The sequence below is a fragment of the Peribacillus sp. NPDC058075 genome (assembly GCF_042885195.1).
In the GTDB taxonomy this organism is placed as follows: domain Bacteria; phylum Bacillota; class Bacilli; order Bacillales; family DSM-1321; genus Peribacillus.
Genome location: NZ_JBHVSL010000001.1, coordinates 203330 through 228182, shown reverse-complemented (window position 1 = coordinate 228182; position 24853 = coordinate 203330). Strand labels below are relative to the sequence as shown.

General features: G+C 40.7%; 21 protein-coding genes. 7 read left to right on the top strand and 14 right to left on the bottom strand.

Going from position 1 to position 24853, the window contains the following annotated elements; all coding sequences use genetic code 11:
* Positions 1-225: 225 nt before the first annotated feature.
* From ACFVS1_RS01175 to ACFVS1_RS01165, 3 genes are read right to left on the bottom strand one after another with little or no spacing between them, the layout of a single operon-like run.
* Positions 226-1053, bottom strand: coding sequence for a MetQ/NlpA family ABC transporter substrate-binding protein (locus ACFVS1_RS01175; RefSeq protein WP_387544768.1), 828 nt, complete (start codon positions 1051-1053; stop codon positions 226-228).
* 18 nt (positions 1054-1071) lie between these two features.
* On the bottom strand, positions 1072-1734 hold the full coding sequence (locus tag ACFVS1_RS01170; protein WP_387544767.1) for a methionine ABC transporter permease: 663 nt from the start codon (positions 1732-1734) through the stop codon (positions 1072-1074).
* Between the two features lie 4 nt (positions 1735-1738).
* The gene (locus tag ACFVS1_RS01165; RefSeq protein WP_387544766.1) at positions 1739-2476 is read right to left on the bottom strand and encodes a methionine ABC transporter ATP-binding protein; all 738 of its coding nucleotides are present in this window, start codon (positions 2474-2476) and stop codon (positions 1739-1741) included.
* A gap of 545 nt (positions 2477-3021) precedes the next feature.
* On the opposite strand from ACFVS1_RS01165, the gene ACFVS1_RS01160 reads away from it, so the two are divergent.
* Both ACFVS1_RS01160 and ACFVS1_RS01155 read left to right on the top strand, forming a co-directional pair.
* Positions 3022-3555 (top strand): alpha/beta hydrolase-fold protein, encoded by a 534-nt coding sequence (locus tag ACFVS1_RS01160; protein ID WP_387544764.1) that lies wholly within the window; start codon positions 3022-3024, stop codon positions 3553-3555.
* A gap of 351 nt (positions 3556-3906) precedes the next feature.
* Positions 3907-5097 (top strand): MFS transporter, encoded by a 1191-nt coding sequence (locus ACFVS1_RS01155; RefSeq protein WP_387544762.1) that lies wholly within the window; start codon positions 3907-3909, stop codon positions 5095-5097.
* Between the two features lie 568 nt (positions 5098-5665).
* Here ACFVS1_RS01155 and ACFVS1_RS01150 read toward each other — a convergent pair.
* Together ACFVS1_RS01150 and ACFVS1_RS01145 are read right to left on the bottom strand one after the other, a co-directional pair.
* Positions 5666-5908 carry a hypothetical protein gene (locus ACFVS1_RS01150; protein WP_387544760.1) on the bottom strand — a complete coding sequence of 81 codons (243 nt, stop codon included), beginning with the start codon at positions 5906-5908 and terminating at the stop codon, positions 5666-5668.
* A 459-nt stretch (positions 5909-6367) separates the two neighbouring features.
* The gene (locus tag ACFVS1_RS01145) at positions 6368-6880 is read right to left on the bottom strand and encodes a helix-turn-helix domain-containing protein (RefSeq protein ID WP_387544758.1); all 513 of its coding nucleotides are present in this window, start codon (positions 6878-6880) and stop codon (positions 6368-6370) included.
* Between the two features lie 173 nt (positions 6881-7053).
* On the opposite strand from ACFVS1_RS01145, the gene ACFVS1_RS01140 reads away from it, so the two are divergent.
* Positions 7054-8352, top strand: a complete 1299-nt coding sequence (locus ACFVS1_RS01140) for an MFS transporter (RefSeq protein ID WP_387544757.1) — start codon at positions 7054-7056, stop codon at positions 8350-8352.
* Positions 8353-8385: 33 nt separating this feature from the next.
* Positions 8386-9369 (top strand): ornithine cyclodeaminase family protein, encoded by a 984-nt coding sequence (locus ACFVS1_RS01135; RefSeq protein WP_387544755.1) that lies wholly within the window; start codon positions 8386-8388, stop codon positions 9367-9369.
* Between the two features lie 415 nt (positions 9370-9784).
* Here the strand turns inward: ACFVS1_RS01135 and ACFVS1_RS01130 are convergent, their stop codons facing one another.
* The 8 genes from ACFVS1_RS01130 to ACFVS1_RS01095 form a co-directional block, all read right to left on the bottom strand.
* Positions 9785-10705 (bottom strand): hypothetical protein, encoded by a 921-nt coding sequence (locus ACFVS1_RS01130; RefSeq protein WP_387544754.1) that lies wholly within the window; start codon positions 10703-10705, stop codon positions 9785-9787.
* Positions 10692-11387, bottom strand: coding sequence for a cell surface protein (locus ACFVS1_RS01125; protein ID WP_387544753.1), 696 nt, complete (start codon positions 11385-11387; stop codon positions 10692-10694). Before ACFVS1_RS01125 ends, ACFVS1_RS01130 begins: the two co-directional genes overlap by 14 nt.
* Before the next feature lie 528 nt (positions 11388-11915).
* Positions 11916-12374: an SRPBCC family protein gene (locus ACFVS1_RS01120; RefSeq protein WP_387544751.1), complete on the bottom strand. Its 459-nt coding sequence runs from the start codon at positions 12372-12374 to the stop codon at positions 11916-11918.
* Between the two features lie 209 nt (positions 12375-12583).
* On the bottom strand, positions 12584-14047 hold the full coding sequence (locus ACFVS1_RS01115; protein WP_387544749.1) for an NAD-dependent succinate-semialdehyde dehydrogenase: 1464 nt from the start codon (positions 14045-14047) through the stop codon (positions 12584-12586).
* 55 nt (positions 14048-14102) lie between these two features.
* Positions 14103-15398: an MFS transporter gene (locus tag ACFVS1_RS01110; RefSeq protein WP_352925899.1), complete on the bottom strand. Its 1296-nt coding sequence runs from the start codon at positions 15396-15398 to the stop codon at positions 14103-14105.
* A gap of 117 nt (positions 15399-15515) precedes the next feature.
* Positions 15516-16760, bottom strand: coding sequence for an iron-containing alcohol dehydrogenase (locus tag ACFVS1_RS01105; RefSeq protein WP_387544748.1), 1245 nt, complete (start codon positions 16758-16760; stop codon positions 15516-15518).
* 109 nt (positions 16761-16869) lie between these two features.
* On the bottom strand, positions 16870-18075 hold the full coding sequence (locus ACFVS1_RS01100; protein ID WP_387544747.1) for a hydroxyacid-oxoacid transhydrogenase: 1206 nt from the start codon (positions 18073-18075) through the stop codon (positions 16870-16872).
* A gap of 18 nt (positions 18076-18093) precedes the next feature.
* Positions 18094-19536: an aldehyde dehydrogenase family protein gene (locus ACFVS1_RS01095; protein WP_387544746.1), complete on the bottom strand. Its 1443-nt coding sequence runs from the start codon at positions 19534-19536 to the stop codon at positions 18094-18096.
* 589 nt (positions 19537-20125) lie between these two features.
* On the opposite strand from ACFVS1_RS01095, the gene ACFVS1_RS01090 reads away from it, so the two are divergent.
* Positions 20126-20791: a GntR family transcriptional regulator gene (locus ACFVS1_RS01090; protein WP_387544744.1), complete on the top strand. Its 666-nt coding sequence runs from the start codon at positions 20126-20128 to the stop codon at positions 20789-20791.
* 81 nt (positions 20792-20872) lie between these two features.
* The gene (gene allD, locus ACFVS1_RS01085) at positions 20873-21925 is read left to right on the top strand and encodes an ureidoglycolate dehydrogenase (RefSeq protein ID WP_387544742.1); all 1053 of its coding nucleotides are present in this window, start codon (positions 20873-20875) and stop codon (positions 21923-21925) included.
* Between the two features lie 181 nt (positions 21926-22106).
* Here allD and ACFVS1_RS01080 read toward each other — a convergent pair whose 3' ends face one another.
* On the bottom strand, positions 22107-23120 hold the full coding sequence (locus tag ACFVS1_RS01080) for an LLM class flavin-dependent oxidoreductase (RefSeq protein WP_387544740.1): 1014 nt from the start codon (positions 23118-23120) through the stop codon (positions 22107-22109).
* A gap of 463 nt (positions 23121-23583) precedes the next feature.
* Between ACFVS1_RS01080 and ACFVS1_RS01075 the strand changes: the two genes are divergently transcribed.
* Positions 23584-24843 (top strand): ATP-binding protein, encoded by a 1260-nt coding sequence (locus ACFVS1_RS01075; protein ID WP_387544738.1) that lies wholly within the window; start codon positions 23584-23586, stop codon positions 24841-24843.
* The last annotated feature ends 10 nt before the right edge of the window (positions 24844-24853 follow it).

Genomic DNA, 24853 nt, shown 5'->3' with positions numbered 1-24853 from the left:
TCACTGTAAAATTATGGACTAAATATATTTTAGAAGAGTTTCTATATTTATTCAAGAAATGAAGGGACTTTTTATTAAACGAATTTATTGTATAAAGAAGGTAGGATAATAGAAAATTTCTTTATGCTTTGTAATTTTTCCAGGAGCCACAAAATTGGCAAAGTTAAATGAAACGTAAATAAGGGCTATTCCTGTTGAAGGAATAGCCCTTTCTTTGTATCAGAATTAAAACGCCGGTATGGCTGTTTCACTATATTTCTCTTCTAAAAATTTGCGTACTTCCGGGCTTGTCATGGCCTTTGCCAACTTTTGGACTGGCTCAGAATCTACGTTATCCTTGCGTGCCACTAATGTAATCGCAAAGTCATTTTCAACACCTTCTGTGAGAAGGGCGTCATTTTTTGGTGTCAAACCAAGCGGTGCGGCGTAAGCAGGTGTTATCACGATTGCATCTGCTTCATCATACGTTCTCGCCAGCATTAATAAATCGACTTCTTTAAACTTATAGTTTTTAGGGTTCTCAGTAATATCAGACATTGTATAATATGGACCCTTTTTTTCCTTTAAAGTGATAACTTTATGCTGTGCCAGCAAGGCCAATGAACGATCGATATTCGACACATCATTTGCAATGGCAATAACGGCACCCTCTGGCAATTGATCCATTGAATCGTATTCTTTGGAATACACCCCATAATTGGCAAAATAAATGGGTTTCACTGGTACTAGCTCTGCATTTTTGTTTCGATTGAATTCCTCCATATATGGAACGTGTTGGAAGAAGTTCACATCCACTTCTTTTGCCGCTAGTGCGGTGTTAGGCTGCACATTATCACTTAATACAACCATTTCCAGGTTAATGCCCTCCTCTGCCAGCTTTGGTTTAACTAGCTCAAGGATTTCCGTCATTGGGGGAATGAGTGAGGCCACTTTCAATGTTACCTCTTCCTTCTCCTGATTCTGCGCATTTTCTTTCTCTTTTCCTTCATTCGTCTTTCCGCATCCTACTAAAAACAACATAATTGCTGCCATGAGAAAGAGTATTTTTTTCATGATGTTTCCCTCCATTATTTATCTTTTATCAATCATTCTGGCTACAGCTGTTCCAATGAATTGGATAAGCTGTACTAGAATAATCATAATGATGATCATATAAATCATTAGCTCTGTTTTAAACTGCTGATAGCCATACCTGATGGCAAAGTCGCCGATACCGCCGCCCCCGACCACTCCCATGATCGTTGAATAGGAAATAAAGCTGATAATCGATGTCGTGAGTCCGAGGACTAGCCCTGAACGAGCCTCCACGTAAAGAAATTTAAAGATGACATCCTTAACGGAAGCCCCCATGGAAATGGCTGCCTCAATCACACCCTTTGGCACGTCCAATAAAGATTGCTCGACCAATCGCGAATAATGGGCAATGGCAATGATCGCCAATGGAACGCAAGCAGCTGCTGTACCAATGGCTGTGCCGATTATGAGTCTTGTAAACGGGATTAAAAAAACAACCAATAATAAAAATGGAAAAGACCGGATAATATTGACAAATAAATTTAAAATCGAGAAAGCCCACGGATTTTCAAGCAAATGACCCTTCCTGCAAAGAAATAGCAAGGTTCCGACAGGCAATCCAATCAACATCGCAGCTAAAATGGATACACCAACCATCGTAATGGTTTCTCCAATCGACTGCCAAATTTCTGCCTCATATTGAACTAAAATCTCAGGCATGACCTCACCCACCATTCTCTGCTAATTGTTCGATAAAGTATTCTGGACGATTATCCTTTTTTTGAATCCCGCTTGGTTCGATTAAGACCGTGTCATAAATTTCTCCATCTGCCATGATCGTAACACGATTGCATATACTTTTAATGACATCCAGCTCATGACTGACAATGACTATCGTCACACCGAAGCGTTTGTTTATGGTCTCTAGCACGTCTAATATTTCAGCCGTTGTATTTGGATCAAGGGAAGAAGTCGGTTCATCACATAACAACACTTGGGGGTTATTTGCCAATGCTCTTGCAATGGCAACACGTTGCTTTTGTCCCCCGCTTAATTGTGCAGGATATCGCTCCATCTCACCCTCCAATCCGACAAATTGGAGACACTCTACAACACGGCCCCGACGTTCCTTCTTTGGATAATCTGCCAGCTCTAAAGAGGCTGCCACATTGTCATAGACCGTTTTATTTGCCACAAGATTAAAATGCTGAAAGATCATGCCAATCGACTTCCGTGCCCCTCGAAGTGCTTTATTGTTCAATGTGGTCAATCTTTGGCCGTTTACCTCCACGTCGCCCGCATCTGGGGTCTCCAACAAATTCATTAGCCGCAGCAACGTTGATTTCCCTGCTCCACTCGCTCCGATTATTCCATGAATTTCACCTTTAGGTATTGTTAAAGTAACAGACTTAATGGCCTGGAATTGTGAAAATTTTTTACTCACTTGATGCAGGTTAATCATAAAATCCCACTTTCTGTATGTTGAAAGATAAGCATACCGCTCCTTATTATCGTTTCATCAAAGAAACACAGCTGATAAATCATTTTATCAACTAATGAGGACCTAATGCAAAGACACAAATTAACAGTTAAAGACTGCCAACCCTATTAAGCTCCTTCTTTCTATTGGCTGCCATTCTTAAATATGAGTTATTTCATTATCATCATCCTTTATTTCTATTAATCGGATTATTCCTTTCAAAATAACTGAGCGTGTATTATCATTTATTTTTTTCTAAGGCTGTTTTCTCATACTTTGTTGCTATTTACCAAGTAAAGCGTTGTGTTGATTTCCCCTCCAGCTGCTCGCTTTCCGCGGGGCGGGCGGTGAGCCTCCTCGGCGTAAACGCCTGTGGGGTCTCACCTGTCCCGCTGCCCCCGCAGGAGTCTCGCACTTGCGCTCCAATCAACCTTAAATTGTTTCGTTTTAAAAACAACTATCTTTACGAAAAGAGCCTTTTCTAAACTTCAACATACGAATGTTCTAAAGGACGTGGAGGAAAATACATGATTCGATATCTTACTGGGAAAATTGCTAACTATGAGGTATGTGTCATCTTACCCTCAAATTACGATCAAACCAAGAAATACCGAACGATCTATATACATGATGGCGGAGAAACGGCCAAGCAAGATGCCCATTATGCTACGATTCCTGAGCCTTCACATACAGCTATTTCCGGCTGCTCACTTGAAGGACTTGTTTCGATTTTCGCCTCCTATTATTATCCAGATGCATTCCATCAATATATCTCATTATCGGCTTCTTTTTGGTACGAGGACGTTCTTCGCTATCTTCAAGGAGAAAAGATGGAACGGCAAGGAAATATCCATCTCAAACCAACTATGAATCGTCAAGATCATCAGCTTTATTTATATGTCGGGGAATTAGAGAGAATGTATAAAGAAGCGATACAAAGGCATATGGTTGACTACACGAAGAAGGCCCACCTTGCATTTATCAAGGAAGGCGATTCGGAATCTAATCTATTATTTGAGTTAGATCCAGAAGGAACTCATGATGATAGTTATATGGCATAGAAACTAAAAACGAAACGCTGGATCGTTAATTCCCTTAATCGATTGCATCACAACAGCCCCCAAGAATGGTGATTTCCCTCCAGTCCTGGGGGTTGCTTTTTCAAAGATTTTTATCTATAGGCGAATCGAAAGTCTCTGTTAATAATGGTCGGCACTACAGAAGCATGATTTTCCTCCATCGCTACATACAGCTCAACTGCTGGTGGATGATTCAGCTACAAGCTTTTTAGCAAGAAATAACAAACGATAACTAAGCAAGGGTTTTCCTCGTAAAAATGTTTTGTGGTATGATAGTTAAATTGTTTATCTACCCTGTGACACATCTACATTCATCTAAGAAAAGAGGTATTTATGCACGCCACAGAATTAACCAAGCGACATTGGTTGCTCATCTTAACACTTACTTTATTAACATTTGTTCTCGGGACAAGCGAATTTGTTATCGTCGGGATCTTAACCGATATTTCCTCGAGTCTCCATATCACAAATGCCAAAGCAGGCACACTCGTTTCTGCGTTTGCGCTTACGTTTGCCGTTGCCACACCGCTCGTGATGTCGGCAACGAGTCATTTTCCAAAGCGTAAATGGATGTTGTTTTTAATAGGTTCGTTCATCGTCCTGAATGCTTTGTGCGTGATTTCGACGAGCTACATCATGCTCCTTGCACTTCGGATGCTGACTGCGATTGTAACAGGCGTTTTAATTTCCCTTGCCATGGTTGTTGCAAGTGAAACCATGCCGATCGCTAAACGCGGACTTGCTATATCATTCGTTTTCGGTGGCTTTACACTTGCAAACGTGATTGGAGTACCGATAGGCACTGTCATCGCTGAATGGTACGACTGGAATGCATCCTTTCTGTTAACGACTTTTCTCGGAGCTATTGCGTTTTTGGCATCTTTTTTCGTATTGCCTACTATGCAAAGTACAATTCGCAGTTCGATGCGTGATCAATTTTCTTTGTTAACACACCCGCGAATTTTAATGGCTTTTTTCATTCCATCTCTTGGGTTTGGAGCAACGTATGCCGTTTATACGTATCTTGTACCGATCCTGAAAGGAATGGAAGCACCAGGCAGTTCAATCAGTTTGATCTTGTTTGGCTACGGATTCATTTCCATTTTCAGCAACATACTTGCTGGTAAAATTGCCAGCTACAATGCGATCGGACGCCTCCGGTTTGTTTTCCTTGTGCAGGCAATCGTTCTGATCAGTTTATATTGGACGACAAATCATTTTATCTTTGGGTTAATTAACATTGGTTTGATGTCATTAATGGCCATCCTTTTAACAACATCCACCCAGCTTTATTTGATAGACCTTGCCGGTATTTATCAACCAAAAGCAACAGGGCTAGCTGCTTCACTGATGCCAGTAGCAAGCAATGTCGGTATCGCCTTTGGTTCCGCTTTAGGCGGAATTGTTTACCATCAGGGAGATTTAATGAATGTGACTTGGGTCGGTGGGCTGGTTGCTATTCTTGCAAGCGTTCTGACATTCCTAAGTTATCGCTTAGACCAAAAACAAAAGAAAGCAGCATAAGAGAAAGCTAAGAACGCCTTGGTATGCTTCCATGGGTACCTCATCATTTCATGGCAATTTCATGGCATAATAAGCGAGATTACAGTTAATTCTTCAAATAAAATGGAAGAAAGAAGTATCAAGAACGTTCGTTGTTCTTTGATACTTCTTTTTTTAAAAAAACTAGGTGCTTACCTCAAAAAAACAAGCGGACAATTGCGTTTACGCTGCCTGAATTATACTCCCTTTTTACCTAGAGTTACCGCCAAAGTAAGGAATATATAAGGATAAGTTAATAAAGTAAGCTCTAAAAAACCCATACTTCCAAAAAGAAATAGATCTGGAGCGTGCCCGTCTGAAATATTTGAACCACTATTAAAATGCTCAGTAAGATTAAAAGAAATATTTTAAAAGTTGTATTCATGATAACTTATTCTCCCTCTGTAGTGGACCCATCCAGCAGCAGGGTTAATAGTTTTCCCACTTATATTTCTACTTAAATTCGTTACCCCATCATGTAACTGCCATCTAGCATAGTAACGATAACACATTTCAATAAATATCCATATATGTTAATGATTATTCACATTTATTTGTCTTTATCAACACGCTTTTCTACTGTATCCCAAGAAAAGTAAATCAGTAAAATGGTTATTAAAATTATGAAGCCACCTTGTGTGATATAAGAAAAATCCCATTCTTTAATTTCTTTCTCATCAAGTCCATTATAATTTTGAATGACATAGTTCGATGTCTCATAATCCATAAAAAAGTAACAAATAATTCCTCCAATTAAAACTCCACCTACTATTGATAATAAAAACTTTGTCAATATGGTGTCCCCCTAACGCTTAGTTAAGATGAGTGAGAAAAAACTTAATTTAGATAATTCAAAGTCTCTACCTTCATCCCTAAAATTCCGATTACAAGTGCTTCACTAAAATTGTTCAAACTCTACTTCATACATGGTTCTCTTAAAAGCCTTCAAGTTCCTCGAGTAACTCCCCTAGGCAAATCATCCACTGATTTTCATTATTTTTAATCTTTTATAATGGCATAATAACCCTAAATCCAGAGTGATAGATTCCAAAATTGAATTCAGGATTTTCACATATGGAAAAATTCATTACTTTAATGATTTGATTTACTGTCACACATTTTACAAGGTAAAAAGAAAGGATGGATGAACAGTGAGGAATCCCTGTTTACATCTATCCTTTTGTACCACATATGAACTCATTTACAACAACAACCAACCAACTAACTCGTTAACTGGATATATACTGTGACGTTATTTCGACGACACCACCAAAAACCGGACAATTTGATCCGAGAAGTTAAACCAGTAATGGGCTTTTCTAGCATCGAACATGAACGACTGCTGTTCACGGAGTTCTATTCTTTCTCCCTCTATTTCCACTGTTAACTTCCCTTCGACAATGAATATAAATTCATGTCCGCTATGGGAAAAAGCGCTTCCTTTATTTTCACCTGGCTTTAAGGTGACAAGAATAGGCGAAAAAACAGCATCATGAATGCCGCTGGATAAATTCTGATAGTGAAATTGCTCATGATTATAATCTGAATTTTCTTGGGAGCGTTCCTCAGAAAAAAAGAAGCTTGGGCTGACATCCAATGTATCGGCGATTTTTTTTAGTGACTCTAATGTGACGCTTGATTTTCCCCGTTCTACTTGTGATAAAAAGCTGATTGAAACGCCTGTTTGTTCAGCAAGGCTCTTTAATGTTAGTTTCCGCTCTTTCCTCAATGATTTCATTTTTTCTCCGATTGAATCAAAAGGCATACAGATGCCCCCTTTTTTACATAGTATCTAGCTTCATTATACAGTACAAAATTTGTTGAATGCTTCGTCATTAATAAATTATTAAAAAAATATTGACAGAAAATTTTAAATTATTTAAAATGAAGAAAATCATAAATTGAAGTGACACTTCAATTTTAAAGGGGTGACTCATGATGGAGAAGAAACAAATGCGGCGAATTTTAGTCGCGAGTTTAGTCGGAAGTTCAATTGAGTGGTTTGACTATTTTTTATATGGGACTGTTGCAGCTCTCGTGTTTAACCAGCTATTCTTCGTGAATGAGGATCCGACAATAGGGCTGTTGCTTTCCTATGCATCCTTTGCGTTAGCATTCTTCATCCGCCCTTTTGGCGGAGTGATCTTTAGCCATATTGGCGATCGTATTGGGAGAAAGAAAACACTTGTTATTACACTTAGTTTAATGGGCTTCGCAACATTTGGGATGGGGCTTCTTCCTACCTATCAAGCCGTTGGCATTTGGGCGCCGATTTTATTAATCACGTTGCGCTTAGTTCAAGGTCTGGGAATTGGCGGTGAATGGGGAGGCGCGCTATTATTGGCCGTTGAATATGCGCCCGCTGAAAAACGGGGCCTGTTCGGAGCCATTCCTCAGATGGGTGTTACTATAGGAATGCTGCTTGGAACCGTTGCCTTATCTATTATGACACTGCTTCCTGAAAGCGCATTCATGACTTGGGGATGGCGTATACCCTTCATTTTTAGTGCTTTGCTTGTATTTTTTGGCCTCTGGATTCGTAAAGGAATTGATGAAACTCCGTCTTTCAAAAAAGTAAAGGAATCCGGAGAAGTTCCAAAGCTGCCGATTGTAGAAACTCTTAAGAATTATTGGCGTGAAGTGCTTATCGCCGTGGGAGCCAAAGTGGTAGAAACAGCGCCATTTTATATTTTCAGCACATTTGTTGTATCATATGCTACTGCAAATCTCGGTTTCTCACGGACAGCTACATTGACTGCAGTCATGATCGCAACCATTATAACGACAATTTTAATACCATTCATGGGGATGTTATCCGATACAATTGGCCGTAAAAAGCTGTTTATAGGCGGAACGATTGGGATGGCACTGTTTGCATTCCCATACTTCTGGTTGCTGCAGCAAAAATCGGTACTCCTATTAATCGTTGCAACAGTGATAGGTTTAGGGGTTATTTGGGCTCCCATCACAGCAGTTCTTGGAACGATGTTCTCGGAAATTTTTGATGCAAGGATTCGTTATACCGGCATCACGCTTGGTTATCAAATTGGAGCAGCTCTGGCAGGAGGAACAGCGCCGCTAGTTGCAACGGCTTTACTTAATAGATTTAATAACTCCTATGTTCCTGTCGCCATCTATATTATTTTTGCATCTGTCCTGTCACTAGCAGCGATTTGGGCAGTTAAGGATCGCAGTAATCAGAAATTAGACGAAACGCATAATACTAGTGCCATGTAATCTATGGTTTTTTACTTCAAGGAGGACAATGGAATGTTGGTTATAAATGAAAAGGAAATTCAACAATCATATGGAATGAAGGACGCAATAGCGGATGTAAAGGCCGTATTGCGTGCACATGGTGCTAGAAAAATAGACAACCCACATCGCACAGTTCTTGCTTTCCCTCAACACGAGGCATCGGCACTTTACATGCCAAGCGCTGATTTATCTGAAGAAGTTTCAGCGGTCAAAGTTGTTACCATTTTTCCAAAGAATCCTTCAAGGGGGATGGCGACAACACAAGGAGTCATCATGCTGTCAGATGCAGAAAATGGCGAACATATAGCATTATTGAATGCCTCCTATTTAACACGTCTCAGAACGGGGGCATTGAGCGGTATTGCCACGGACTTTCTTGCTCGTAAAGACGCCCGGGTTCTCACGATTATCGGAACAGGGGCTATGGGATTTGAACAAGCAATTGGTGTATTAGCCATAAGGGACATTGAACGTATTTTATTAGTCAATCGCACACGAGAGAAAGCGGAGAAATTCGCCGATAAGCTGCGCGCGTTCGGAGTAACCGTTCCTTTTGAAGTTTACGAGGATGTATCAGCTGCCGTTCGTCAAGCAGATATCATTTGCTGTGCAACCCGCTCGAACGAGCCTGTATTCAATGGGCAGGATGTAAAGCCGGGCACACACATTAACGGGGTCGGGTCTTATTTGCCGGATATGAAAGAAGTGGATAATACCACGATTTCACGCGCCGCTAAAATTATCGTCGACGATTTGGCGGGCGTGAAGGATGAAGCAGGAGAGCTCATTGATGCAGCCAATCGGGGAAATTGGTCGTTTAATGATATTCACGGGGAGCTTTATGAACTTGTAACACTGACCAAATCAGGCAGGGAAAATGAAGAGGAAATTACCTTCTTTAAATCAGTCGGTGCTGCTTACTTTGACCTCGCTGTGGCAAAAGGTGTTTACTTCCAATCGAAAGAACGGAACATCGGGATGGAGATTGAGGTATAACAGAAGCTTGTACATGTTGCGGTCTATTATTTGAGTTAAATCCAGTAGGAACTCATGATGACCTATTCTTTTACAACCACTTCATTCAGTCGCTTCGTCGGTTATATGGCATTGAAAAAATAGAAACGGTGGAACGTTAATCATTAAAATAGCCGCCGAGACTTGGTGATGTTCACCAAGTCTCGGCGAATGGTACTGTACTGCTCACGGTGGCCGGTACTACAGACTCATGATTTTCATCCATTGCTACATACAGCTCCACTGCTAACTTTTTCAATCACTTTTATCATCATATGTTGTAGAATACTTACCAAATGTTTTAGCTTTAACCGTACCCCTGCCAACAACGGTTGGTTTTAGGATTGTAAGGCAATAGATGTGTTTAACTATTTAATATACAGTAATCCTTAATTACTTAACTTTCGCCAGAATCATTTCCAAGTATTTTCTCTAATAATCCCATCTGACTAACTATTTCAATATCATTTTTAAAATTTTGTAAACTAGCTTTATATTCATCGTATTCTAAATCTTTGGAGTAGCCATTACATACGTTTAATATACTGTTTAGTTTTTCAGCAGAACCACTAATAAAATAGGTCGTGAGTATTTTATTAGTGGTGCTTGCAAGTACTACAATAGTTGCCATGTCCAATGCATATTCTATGTCTGTATCTGAAATCTTTCTATTCTTTTTCTTAGGGTATTTAAATTCATAGCTATTAATAGAATGAATTTTTCCTGTGAGTAATTCTAGTATCGTTTTATTATAGATTAAATATACTCCTTTAATTAGCTTCATTTCTGGAGCATAAGGATCAGCCAGTATATATTTTATACGTTCATCTTCTTTAGGAATCTCTATTCCCTCTAAATCATGCTCTAATATATAAGCTACTTCCTCAATTCTTTTAGGAGGGAATAACTTTACGAAGTCGTATTTCTTTCCCATAGAATACTTCCTTTGTAAATGAATTTGATAAATTACCAGAGCTCCGTAGAATGGGTGGGTACCATATTCATGATGATGATAATGTGCAAATGTACGTTTTCCTTTGCCAGCAGTATGTGCTGAATCAAATCTATATCGTCCAGTTGGTGAAGCACCTTTTTCTATACTGAGTGCATTTGATGAGCCAATACTCCAAGCATCTAATCCACTTTTTAATCTTAAAATTGCTTTCGATTTAGATCTACATGGACCAACCCATAGCCCCTTAGAGTTTGAAGTTCTCATTGCTTCATAATGCACATACCTCTTATTTTTTGTGTTACCATTAGCTACATTACTTGCTACCCATAATGCACCTGCTTTTAAATTTTTATTGCTCAGCATCAAATTCTGATTCTGAACGCTCCCTATCTGTAGGTAACTCATTTTCAAATGCATATTCATAAGCAGAAACTACCTCTGTGGCTTCCTCGTTCAAAGAAGCTTCGCCTTTTTCCAGTTTTTCGCTAGTCACATCTTGCTTAATACCTTCCACGTATTCATTCGAATTCGGACCTGATACTAATAAAGATCCATCATCTTGTACATACGCTAAAAACACATATGATTTTCCTTCTTCCGGTAATCTATCATCTTCATACAAAACAATAGAAGAACCATCTTCATTTATCCCTCCAACCTTTTGAATAGGTATGGATGTATCTATAACTAAATCACCTTTTATATTTTGCAAGACTGTAACTTTGTAATTTGTATACGGTGTTGAAACCTCTTTCGTACCGTCACTAGTTTCAATTGTTACAGGATCTTTGTATACAGTGTCAACATCTACATCAACTCGGCCTATAAAAACGTAATCTGCATCACCTACAGTTTCTTTTGGATCATCCACATTTACAGCAAAAGTACCGTCCATTTGAATTACCTTTAGATTTTTTTTATCCTCCGAACTAACATTACTTACATCTTTCTTGGAATTAGAACAAGCTGAAACGATCAAAGAAACACTAACTATAAATAATAGTGAAGCAATTAACTGAACTTTTTTCTTACCCATTGTTTTCATTCCTCCTCTTCCTTTAATATTTCTTATAAGCAGCGGTGTAGAACTCTATCATAATGGCATAATAACCATAAATTCAGATTGATAGGTTCCAAATATGAATTCAGGATTTTCATATATGGAATCGTTCCTCCTTCGTTTCTTGATTTACCACCGAAAAAGGGTATAATAATTTGGAATTTTTAATAAATTAGTAAAATGGATAAAAAACTGTGAACCCGTTCCTCCTCTCATGTGATGCCTTTTCCCACAAGTAAAAAGAATCCATCTTGAAAAAAGATGGATTCTTTTCTATCTATGTTGCTGTGTCGACATAGTTTTCACGCAGAGTTGATTGGAGCGGGTGTGCGAGACTCCTGCGGGAAATACGCGTCCAAGGGAGACCCCGCAGGCACAAAAGCGCCAAAGGCGGACCGCCAGCGGGAAGCGAGCGGGAAGCAAGTGCCTGCAGTGGAATGAAACAATCAAAGCAGACCCTCAACATGGGCAAGCTGTTTGCCCCCTATCATGCGGAAGATTGACTTCATTCACTCATGATCCACTTGTTTCTGCTTCAGCTACCTTTTTGACACGTTCTAAAAATTCAACGACCACTTTATCGGTGGCAAATAATAAAAGTAATTTCAAAAACCACTTTAACGGGCGACTGGTGACTGTATATGTAAAGGAAGTTCTCTTGTCATTGATTTTATTTAGTTCATAAAAGGCTGTAATTTCAAACATCTTAGCAAGTATGAAGCCTACTTTAAGCTTTTTCTCATTCGTTTTATTCAAATATTCTAATGTTTCTATATCATACTCTTCGGTTCGTTTTCCTTCTCGATATTTTTGGCGATATACGCTTCCAACCTTTTCTTCCGTTATTTTAACGGGCTTCTGTTCAACTACTTGAGGCATGATTTTTTGCATATTTTCTACAGAACCATCAAGAAACTTCCATACCTGTTCAATCGGGGCGTTTATTTCTATTGCTCTTGTCCATTTTTTCAATGCAATCACCTCTAGTTATAATAATATTTACTTTACAACAAAAAACCAAATATTAACAACCTAGGATCAATGCGGAGGGAGTGAAGTTTGGTAACAGAGGTTTGTTAATCAATGGGGAGCGTGTAATGAATTAAACCTTTCCTTTTTAATGAGTAAATAAGTAAAGGCTTAAGGATTCGACTTCACCTTAAGCCCTTTCTTGCCTTATTTTAAAAACCCATCGATATATATTTTTCTTCTAAATATTCTTCAAGGCCCTGATGTCCGCCTTCCCTCCCCATGCCGCTTTCCTTCATGCCGCCAAATGGAGCTTGTGCAACGGTGGGAATGGCGTCGTTGTAGCCGATGATGCCGAACTCCAAAGCTTCGGATACCCTGACTCCCCTGCTTATATTCTGTGTGTAAAAATAAGCGGCCAGCCCGTACTCTGTATTGTTGGCAAGCTCAATCACCTCTTCTTCTGTATCAAACGCGATGATTGGTGCGACCGGTCCAAATGTTTCCTGGTGTGTGATGAGCATATCCTTGCTCACTCCACCCAGAACGGTCGGTTCATAGAATAATCCATCAGCCAATTCCCCTTCAACTCTTTGTCCGCCACAAAGAAGGCTGGCACCTTTTGCCAAGGCATCTTGTACATGTTCCTCTACCTTTTCCAAGCCATCACTGCTTACAAGAGGTCCGACTTCAACCGTTGGATCGATGCTATTTCCGACTTTTAGAGCTTGTACCTTTTCAACAAAAAGTGCAGAGAATTTATCGATGACAGAACGGTGGACGTAAATGCGATTGGCGCATACGCACGTTTGTCCGGTGTTCCTGAATTTGCTTGCAACGGCACCAGCTGCTGCGGCTTCCAAATCAGCATCCTCAAAGACGATGAACGGCGCGTGCCCTCCAAGCTCAAGGGAAAGTCTCTTGAGCTGCGGGGCTGACTTGGTAACCAGCAATTTGCCTACTTCAGTAGATCCGGTAAAAGAAATTTTCCTTACTACCGGGTTTTCAAAAATTTCATCCGAGATAGGTCCGGCACTCCCTGTTACGATACTGACCACTCCAGCAGGCACTCCCGCCATTTCCACCAATTTACCAAACGCTAACGCACTAATAGGAGATTGTTTTGCAGGCTTGACAATGACTGTACATCCAGCGGCCATGGCAGGTCCCACTTTCCGCGTCATCATGGCCAAAGGGAAATTCCAAGGGGTAATGGAAGCAACCACTCCAATCGGCTGGCGAATCACCGATAGCCTTTTATTTACAGCAGAAGCAGGGATCGTTTCCCCATAAATCCGGCGGCCTTCTTCTGCAAACCATTCCAGGTAGCTTGCAGCAAAATCCACTTCGCCCCGGGCTTCCGTTAAGGGCTTGCCCATTTCCATACTCATGATTTCTGCTAATTCATCTTTATATTCATGCATAAGGTCATGCAATTTCTTTAGATATTTACTGCGTTCCTGTGCCGTCAGTTTTGACCAGGATTTAAACGCTTCCTCAGCAGCTGCAATGGCCGCATGTGTTTCTTGGCGTCCCCCATTTGGAATCCTTGCCACCACTTTCCCTGTTGATGGATTTGTTACTGGTAAAGTTTCTCGGTTATGTGCTGCAGTCCATTCACCGTTTACATACATTTTCAGTTCAGATAAATTGACTAATCCACTAGTTTTCAGCATGAATATGTCTCCTTTTTTGTTGGATTTGCAAAGTGCTTCATTATACATAAAAAGATCAGAGTCCTGAAACTTTAGTTCCTCCGTCAATGTCCGTGTTAATGGAAATCCTTTCATTTTTAAGAACGAAGGTATACCCCACAGCAGCAATTAGGCAAATGACTACAGGTATGATCAGGGCTATATTGAAATTATTGAACTTCGCTACTAAGACCCCTGTTGCGACTGGAGCAATCCAGCCAGCGAGGTTCCCCACGAAGTTTTGCAGCCCGGCAAGCTTTCCTTCCGCACCCTTTGGAGCAACATCCGAAACAGTGGCCCAGAGAATGCCCGCAGCCAATCCTTCACCGCCGATTGCTATGGAGATATACGTAAGTGCCATTATGGCGCTGTCTGTATAGATCGTCGGGATTATGGCTAATGGAAAAAGCATGCCTATGGTTAAAACAGTTTTTCTTGCTTTGATGGAATTCCAGCCTTTTTTAATCAAGAAATCCGACAACACCCCTCCTAGAATATTTCCCAGAAAGGACATGATCCAAGGCAGCATCGTGAAAAATCCAGCTTTTAAAAGAGTCATTTGCCTTTCGACTACAAGGTAAGTGGGAAGCCAGGTCATCATTAAATAAGTAAGATAGTTATGGGCAAACAAGCCATATAACATAGGATAAACACTTCTGAATTTGAAGAATTTAAATGGCGAGATGTTTTGTGTCGCCGCTTTTTCGGTTTGAGTTTGCTTCTCTTTGATATAGGCTACTTCGGCCTCGTTTGCAATCTTACTTTGCTCTGGATGGTTTTTGAAAAAGAATAACCAGAATGCCAGCCATACAAAACCGATGGATCCAATGACCACAAATGCTGCTTGCCATCCCCAAGTCTGGATGATCCATGCTAAAACGGGTGTCGTTATGCCAATCCCGATAGCTGTACCAGAATTAAAGATCCCGTTTGCAATGCCCCGTTCGTGTGACGGCAGCCAGTCTGAAATAACGCGCGTATTGGTCGGAAACGCTGGCGCCTCTCCGATCCCCATTAAAACGCGGATACCGATCAGTCCGCCAAGCGAACGTCCCATTCCAGTAAACACCGTACAGAGCGACCACCATACGATGGCAATCGAATACGTTAATCGTGCCCCCAATTTATCAACGATTACCCCGACCGGGATCTGCATTAAGGCATAGGACCAAAAGAACGCTGACCCCAATATCCCGAATTCGACTGCCGAAAGCGAAAGATCCTTCATCATCGAGGGTCCTGCAATGCCAAGAATTGCTCTATCCATATAATTGATTGTTGTTGCGACGAAAAGGAGTACCACTACAAGCCATCTTCCATTGGTCTTTTTCATACGTCACCTCATTAGATAATTATATTCAGGTAGAAAAATGCTGCGGGAAATCCATATGTCCGAGTTGAAAGGGGAAACTGATTCGAAATCCCAGGTGATTTTCAAATTGTATGGTTTTTATACATTCACGATGGCCGTTTCTGAACTTTTGGCACCGCTTGCTCTTCGATTACCATTATTAAAACCTTCAAAATCCCCCTCATAAGCCTTCTCTATAATCAGTTGGATATCCGATGCCTTCGTCAGCCTTGGATTAACGACCACGTTACCGCTTCGCATGGAATCTTCCACTAATTTCGGTAAAACGTCCAATGAGACTCCAAGCTCTTTAATATTTAGAGGAATATTCATGCTCCGATTCATTTCGATGATGGTTTCGATTGCTTTTTCGGCTGCTTGTTTATTGGATAAACCGCTTACATCCTTTCCTAAAGCTATTGCAATTTCTCTATACTGATCCTCACATGCCGGCAAATTGAATTTCATGACGAATGGCAATAGTGCTGCATTTGCGATGCCATGCGGGATATTAAAGACTCCTCCAAATGTATGGGAAATGGCGTGTACATTACCCAGTCGGGATTGTGAAAAGGCTGCACCCGCTAACAGGGCGGCTACAAGCATGTTTTCCCTGCTTTCCATATCCGTTCCCACAAAGTACGATCGTGTTAAATTTTCACCGATCATCTTAATGGCCTGCATCGCGAAAGCCTTGCTGACAGGGTTGGCAGATTTGGAGGTGTAAGATTCAATTGCATGAGTAAGAGCATCCATACCAGTAGCTGCCGTAATCTCTTGAGGCAAATTCAATGTAAGGGCAGGATCCAATATAGCTAGCTTTGGAAACAGAAGTGAACTAAGTACACCTAATTTAAAAGAGGTTTCCTTATTCGTTACCACTGTCGAATTAGTAGCTTCACTGCCAGTTCCAGCCGTCGTCGGGATTGCTATGATCGGGAGCGGGGGATTGGAAATCTTTCCAACCCCTTCATAATCCAGGATATGGCCGGGATTAGTAGCCATTGCCGCGATGCCCTTGGCAGTGTCAATGCTGCTTCCTCCGCCTACAGCCAGAACCGCCTCCATCTTTTGTTGCCTAAGATACACTGTCCCCTGTTGGATTGTTTGAGCTGATGGATTAGGCTCCACCTCATCGTAAATCTCAAAATATAGATTTGCCGAGGAAAGGGATTTTTCAATGCCTTGTAAGAGACCGGCTCCTCTAACCCCTTTATCTGTTACGATCAGCACACTCGATACACCTAAATCCTTAATTAGTTCCCCTGTTTTTCCAGATATTCCGTTACCGCATTCCACCCGTGTCGGCATACTATATGTAAAAGGCATAAGGGACATTTTCATCTTCCTCTCCATTTATATTCTATTAGATAGTGAAACCCTTTCCGCTCCGGTCTGCAGATCCATCATGATTGATGTTTAACCTTCCAGGGACAACATTCCTTCAAGCAATCTATAAAGCTTTTCTAAGTAATTCTTCTAAACTGTGCTGGGTTGGCACCCTTGGGTTATTCCGAATCAGGCGATCAATTTGGAGGGTCTTCTCAGCAATTTCGGGAATATCCTCTTCTTTGATCCCAATCTCTGTCAGCCTTGTAGGCAGTCCAATTTCCCCAAGCAGGCTAAGTACAGCTTTTGAAGCAGCCAAAGCGGCTTCCTTATCGGAGAGGCCATCCGAGTTCACATTGAATGCTTGTGAAATCCTCACCATTTTTTCTGTTTCTACAGCTGCATTATATTCCATGACATATGGAAGCAAGAGCCCTGTCACCTCTCCATGCGGTGACTTCACAAGCCCTCCGATTGGATAAGCCAATGCATGGGCTGCTGCTGTACCTGCATTTGAAAAGGACATTCCAGCAAGCAGGCTGCCCATTAGCATATTGGAACGGGCCTCGAGATTGCTTCCTTGCTGCACAGCAAGCGGCAGGTTTTTTGCAATCAATTCAATAGCTCTGTAGGCGAGTGCATCGCTTATGGGGATTGAACCTTGGAATAAAATGTTTCCTTCTGCCTGGATATATGCAGAAGGTTTGGCTGTGTATGCCTCTATCGCATGTGACAGAGCATCAATTCCGGAACAAGCTGTTACATAAGCGGGAAGCCCTAACGTTAATTCTGGATCAAGCAGGGCAACGGTTGGTCTTAGGTAGTTATCCGAGATACCTACTTTCAGGTTATTTTCCACATCGGTCAATACCGCTACTGATGTCACTTCCGAACCGGTTCCAGCCGTCGTCGGAATCGCTACAAGAGGGGCGATTGGTCCGGGAACCTGATTTTCCCCGCCATAATAGTCCAGGGGATGTCCACCATGGGCGACCAACAAGGCGACGATCTTGGCCATATCAATGCTGCTTCCTCCGCCAAGGCCAATTACTGCATCAATATCCATTTGAGATTCTGCAAACTTATAGCAGTCCATTGCCGAATCTACAGGCGGCTCCGGTACGACCTGGTCATAGATAACTGTTTCGTAATTTGCTTGCTCCAACAACGATGAAATTCTGTCCACGATACCAGCGTTTTTGATCCCTGGGTCAGTAACGAGCAAAATGTTTTTCGCCTTTAACCTTTGCAGGATTGAATCCAATTGCCCGATCGCCCCGTTTCCAAAAACGATTCTTTCGGTAGAATAAAAATCCCATGTGTTTCTCATATCCCTTACCTCCAAAGTCTATAGATTGATGACGACAAGTTTTTCGTCTGTCATCTCTTGCACGGCATAATGCGGTCCTTCTTTGCCAATTCCGCTGTCCTTCACGCCGCCATACGGCATGATGTCGGCACGGTATGTAGAAACATCATTGATGATCACACCGCCAAAATGAAGTTCCTGTGTTGCCCGCATGGCTAAAGTGATATCGGATGTAAATAAACCAACTTGTAAGCCGAACTTCGTATCATTGGCCTGACAGAAAGCCTCCTCGATGTTATCGAAAGGAATGATGCTGATCACCGGTGCGAACACTTCCTGGCAGACTACCTTCATTTCCGGTTTCACATCTATTAATATAGTAGGTTCCAGGATCGATTCCCTCCTTTTCCCTCCATATACCACTTTGGCCCCTAGACGCTCAGCTTCCTGAATCCATTCTTCCGCACGCCTTGCTTCCTTCTCGGAGATCATGGGACCAATGTCCGTGGAAGGATCTGCAGGATTTCCGACCTTCAAGCCCTGTGCCACCTTGACTGCCTTCTCCACAAACACATCGCAGATATCTCTATGAACGTAGATGCGCTGCACAGAGATGCAGGCTTGCCCTGCATTCACATACCCCCGCGTAACACAGAGTTCAACTGCTCTGTCTAAATCAGGGACATCCTTGTGAATGATATTTGGGGAGTTATTCCCTAATTCCAAGGTAACCTTACGAATTCCCGTACTGCTCTTAATGTGCCGGCCTACGCCGGGACTCCCTGTAAAAGTGAACATCGCAATTCGTTCATCCTCCAAAAGGTATTGACCTGTTTCCTGCCCAAACCCGTTGACCACATTGAGGAAACCTGCGGGCAATCCAGCTTCGGAAAAGATTTCTGCTATCTTGCATGCAATGAGCGGCGTCATTTCAGCCGGCTTCAACACGATTGCATTTCCCGCTGCCAACGCAGGAGCCACCTTGTGGATGGTGAGATTGAACGGGAAGTTAAACGGGGTGATCGCACCGATAACTCCAACAGGAACCCGGATGGTGAAAGCCATCTTATTGTCGTTTCCAGATTGCCCCAAAGGAACGCCCGTACCGGCAATCCGTTTTGCTTCTTCCGCTGATGCAATCATCGTTTGAATCCCTCTATCGATTTCCCCTCTGGCGTCCTTCAATACTTTACCGACTTCCTGAACCAGAATCATCGCCAGCTCTTCTTTTCTTTCTTTCGCGATTTCCGCTGCACGCATTAAAATCTCGTAGCGTTGATCGGAATCTAGCTTTCTCGTATTAAAGGTTTCCAAGGCATTAGTCACCGCTTCAGAAACAATTTCGCGGGATGCCCTGCCAACCTGGGCAATTTCTTCTTTGTTATATTTGTTCATAACAGCGATTGTATGTTGATCGGATATCCATTGCCCATTTATGAAATGGCCATAAAATGCATTTTTTCTACTAAGCGATATACTCATTGAAGATTCCTCCTTTAAAAATAACGATCACATTTTTTCACTTCACAGTTATTTCTGCTAATAGATGGAATAAATTCAATCAGGAAAACGCTCAAGATAAAGCGCTTTCATTTAAATCTCACGATTTTGTCTGCCTGTCAATGCTCTTTAACAAACTGTTTATCATATATTTCAAAAATCATATGTAATCGTTTCCGAAAATATATCACATAATATACAATTATGTAAATATTTAAAATTAAAAATATTCAGTGTATTTATTGTAAATGTTTATACAACAGCGTTTTTAACAAAAAAATAATAAATATAGATTAAATATTTCATAATTATTTAATAATTTTATATATAATCTCTCCAAAATCTATCAAATATCATATATAATTATCAGTAAGGAAGATATATTTTTGCGCTTTCCAACAGACTATTCGGTCTCCTTCCAAACTGTCTATTCTTGATATCGACATGGATTCACCTTATCTTATTGATAGGGCAAACACGCTGTAAGTTGCTTCAGTCATAATTTAAGTTGTTACATCAATATGCAATAACACTTTTTCTCATAGAATTTTTTCAAGTTAGGGGCATTTCGATGATAAAGGAAAAAGAACGCGGAGAGACAACGGAATATGTATACAATTTATTAAAGGAAAAGATTTTTGAATGGGATTTATCGCCGGGCCAAAAAATCAATATCAGCCATTTAACCCGGGAAATCAACATTAGCGCCATACCTCTCAGAGAAGCATTGTCGCGTCTCAACTCCGAGAACTTAGTCATTTTGGAAACGAATAAGGGGTATCGTGTCAGTGACATATTAGATGCGGAAAATATGGCGAAAATGTTAGAGGCCCGGATTTTACTGGAGACGCATGCAGTCCGGAATATGATTCGCTTAAATAATGTAAGCGTGACGGAAGAAATGGCCGCGCTTACAGATGAAATGTTTTCCACTAACACAGGTGATTCCAACAAAAAAATACTCGATTTCACTCATTTAGATCAACAATTTCACCATGCCATCATGAGAGCTGGAGGAAACTCGTTTTTATATGAAGCGTATAAGGGCATGCACTGCCATCTTCATATAGGGCGGTTTTATCACGTCAAAGGTGAGATCGACCAAAAAGACGCACCATCGGAACATATGGAAATCATTGATGCCATCCGGACAAGGGATGTATATAGAGCCGAGATTGCGATCTCCAGCCATATACAGGATTCCATAGATCGTTTATTGGAGAGGACAAAGAGATAACACTCGGAAGCTATCGAGTATAAACTGCTTCTGATATCAGTAACGGATTTGATCACATTTCATTTTCAGGGGGCGGTATGGTTGAAAATACCAAAGGAAACTTTAAAAAACTTGATCAAGACTAAACTGCACAAGGCAGGCCTTAAAAAAGGGCACGCTGACATCGTCGCTGATGTGCTTGCCTTTGCAGATGCAAGAGGAATTCATTCACACGGGGCTATCCGGGTTGAATATTATTCTGAGAGAATTGCCAAAGGCGGCATCAATACAAACCCTAATTTTACATTCGAGAAAACGGGACCAAGTGCAGGCGTGTATCATGGTGATAACGGCCCTGGTCATGTTGCAGCAAAACTAGCGATGGATGAAGCGATTGTGATTGCAAAAGAAACAGGCGTAGCATTCGTTGGGGTAAAGAGAATTTCCCACAGCGGGGCTCTTTCCTACTTTGTCCAACAAGCAGCAAAAGAAGGTTTGATTGGAATTTCAGTATGCCAGGCCGATCCGATGGCAGTCCCGTTTGGCGGCACGGAACCCTATTACGGAACTAACCCAATCGCATTCGCCGCGCCGTCAAATGATAACGAAATGATCACTTTTGATATGGCGACCACAGTAAAGGCATGGGGAAAAATCCTCGATGCACGTTCAAAAAACGAATCAATCCCGGACAACTGGGCAGTGGATCAACATGGTGAACCTACAATGGACCCTTTTCAGGTCAATGGATTATTGCCGATTGCCGGCGCAAAAGGATTCGGGCTGGCGATGATGGTGGACATTTTATCCGGCATTTTATTGGGACTCCCATTCGGGAACAGGGTCTCTACCCTGTATGGCGACCTTTCCCAAGGCCGTAATCTTGGGCAGCTGCATATCGTCATACATCCGGGATTCTTCACGAACTCCGAAACATTCAAGCAAAACATTTCCCAGACAATGGCTGATTTAAGCGGGATGAAGCCAGCACCTGGATTCGATCAGGTTACATATCCCGGTCAAGGGAGTGCTTCAAGGGAAAAAGAAAGTGAACAAAACGGGATCGAAATTGTTGACGAGATCTATAACTATCTCACTTCCAACGTCATTCACAGTGATAAATATGGGAACAAAGATCCTTTCGCAAGTAAATGACCGAAAATTTAAACACTCATTTAAGCTCAATTCGCACTTTCAGCTTTTGCTTTCAGCAAAGCTGAAAGGCATACTGTAAAAAAAGAGAAAAAATGGAGTGAAGGGGGATTTGTAAAATGGGAATAGAGATTGAAATTTATTGTCTCACCATTTAAGAACCATGATAGAAAACCATTCTATGCTAACCCTTTCTTTCATGAAGTTTAAATTCCTTCGCGAGCAAGGAAATGACTTTCTTTCGATTTTCGACTCCTGATACATTAGGTATAATCATTATTTCATCTGTTTCGAAAACTTCTGCTATCTTTTCTATTTCCTCTTTTACTTGCTTAGGCGTTCCAACAATCATTCGCTTGCGATTTTGTCTTACTTTTTGTTCTTCAATCGAACTAAAACCGCGGCTTTTTGCTGTCTGAATGGATGGATAATATGGCGGTTGGTTATTCGACTCTACAAAGAGTAACCATAAATCAAATGCTTTCGCTAAATCTTCAGCTTTCTCTTCCGTTTCTTCAACAATGGCAAATAATGAAATGATCGTTGTAGGACGTTGCAGAAAAGCAGAAGGCTGAAATTTACTTCGATATCCTTTTACAGTATGTATCCCTTTTGTTCCTGGCTTCGCAAAATGGGCAAATACGTATCCTGTCCCTAGCGTTGCAGCAATTTCAGCCCCTTTTTCACCAGTTCCAAGCATCCACATTTCTGGTTTAGTAGGTATTCTTGGTGTCGCAATCAGTGACTGAAAACGATGTTCATCCACTGTATTGTCTGTAAAATATTTTTTTAGATCAACTACTTGTTGATCATATGGTTGCTTCTTACTCTTCCCATCATTTAATGCTTGATTTACAATTCGATAACTTGGTGATCTTCCAATCCCTATATCTATTCGATTTGGATGGAGAGCTTCCATCATCCGAAAGTTTTCAGCCACTTTATAACTGCTGTAATGCGGCAGCATTACCCCACCAGATCCGATTCGTATTTCTTTTGTTGAAGATGCTAAATGCATCATAAGCAGTTCAGGGCTGCTATTGGCCACGGAATCAACAAAGTGATGCTCGGATACCCAAAACCGTTTATAACCGAGAGATTCTGCGCACTTTGCCAATTCCGTAGTTTGCCACAAAGCCTCATGGGCATTCGATCCCTCGTCAATTGGAGAATAATCCAGTACACTCAAAGAAATCATTTTCGAACTCCTTTATTTGATTTTGTTTATTATTATAATGAAGTTGCGGCAGCCTTTACATTTTGTTGCTTATAGCATGCATACTGAGTTTTTTATCTATTTCTTCATGATGTCAATTACGTATCCATTTTATTTTTGCAAATCGTCGTCATAGCTCTTTATAGAATTATTGCCCTTTTAATTCATTAAAATATCAACAATCAATATTTATAATAACCTTTTTATCTTCCTCAATTATTTCCTTCTTTGTTTTAAACAAATCACATTATCCACTTATCCATCCCTATATACCAATCTAACGACAAACTTTATTAATACATACATTTTCTTAAAGAGGCGTTTTTAATCAGCACTTATTTTGAATTTACATGTCTTTCTGTAAATAAATTACTTTATTAAGACTCTCTTTTTTACTGTTATTCTTGTATAATAAACCAAACGGTTACTTTTTCAGGAGAATCCAATGAATTTTATTTATATCAATCAAAACATATTAGATAATCTTTTTTATATCTTGGTAAGTATTTTGATTTATTACATTTTATTAGATCATGGCAAAAGGTTAAGTCAGTATGGCAAGACCCTTATTACGGCATGCATGAGCTTTCCTATTATATTATGTATGAAGTTTCCTATTTATATAGATGAATATTGTGTTCACGATCTCAGGCAAATCCCTTTTATAATAGGAACCCTTTATGGTGGCTGGCCTGTAGGGGGTGCTCTGTTAGTCATCATATTAACTTTTAGGTTTGCTTTTTATGGTTTCAATTTCCTTACGTTAATAGTTTATATCGTTATATTTATTATAACGGCTCTATTTTCTTCCAAATTCAATCATTTCAATCGAAAAAATAAGCTAAATGGCTCCATACTATTAATTTTGTTTCTAGGAATACTGACTAGCTTTATTTCACTCGTTATGTCTGATTATTTTCGAATAACGGAGCCGTATGTATTTTACTTTATTATCCTCCCTCCTTTCATTATTGCTTTAGCTGTATATATCATGGAAATTTTAAAGGATGCCATTTTAATCCGGACTCAAATGATTAGGCTTGAAAAAATGGAGGTAGTCAGCCAGCTTGCAGCTAGCATTTCACATGAGGTTAGAAATCCTTTAACGGTTGTGAAAGGATTTGTTCAACTGCTAAAGACTCCCGAGCTTACTCAGGATGTAAAAGAACAATATATAGAGCATGTTGTCAGGGAGCTTAATAGTGCAGAATCCATTATTAGTGAGTATTTAGCATTCGCAAAACCCGCACTGGAAAAAGTGGATAATATTTCAATTAACCGTGAAATAGGGTATGTAATTGAAATGATCAAACCATTGGCTAGCATGAATTTAGTTACGATATCTGAACAGTTGGCTCCAGGCATTACCCGGGGGAATATTCAACATTTCAAGCAATGCTTCCTAAACCTCATCAAGAATGGTATAGAGGCGATGCCAAACGGCGGGGAACTTAGTATTGTTTCCTATGTAAATAATTTCGACATCATTATTGAAATAAGTGACAATGGAGTAGGAATGAACAAAGAACAAATAAATCGTTTTGGCGAGCCTTATTACAGTTCCAAAGAAAAAGGGACTGGGTTGGGATCAATGGTAGCTGTCAAGACCATCCAAACGATGAATGGTACACTTCATATAACAAGCGCTTTGAATAAGGGAACAACGATTTCAGTAACACTTCCCGTTTATCAAGAAGACTATTAAAAAGGCCCGC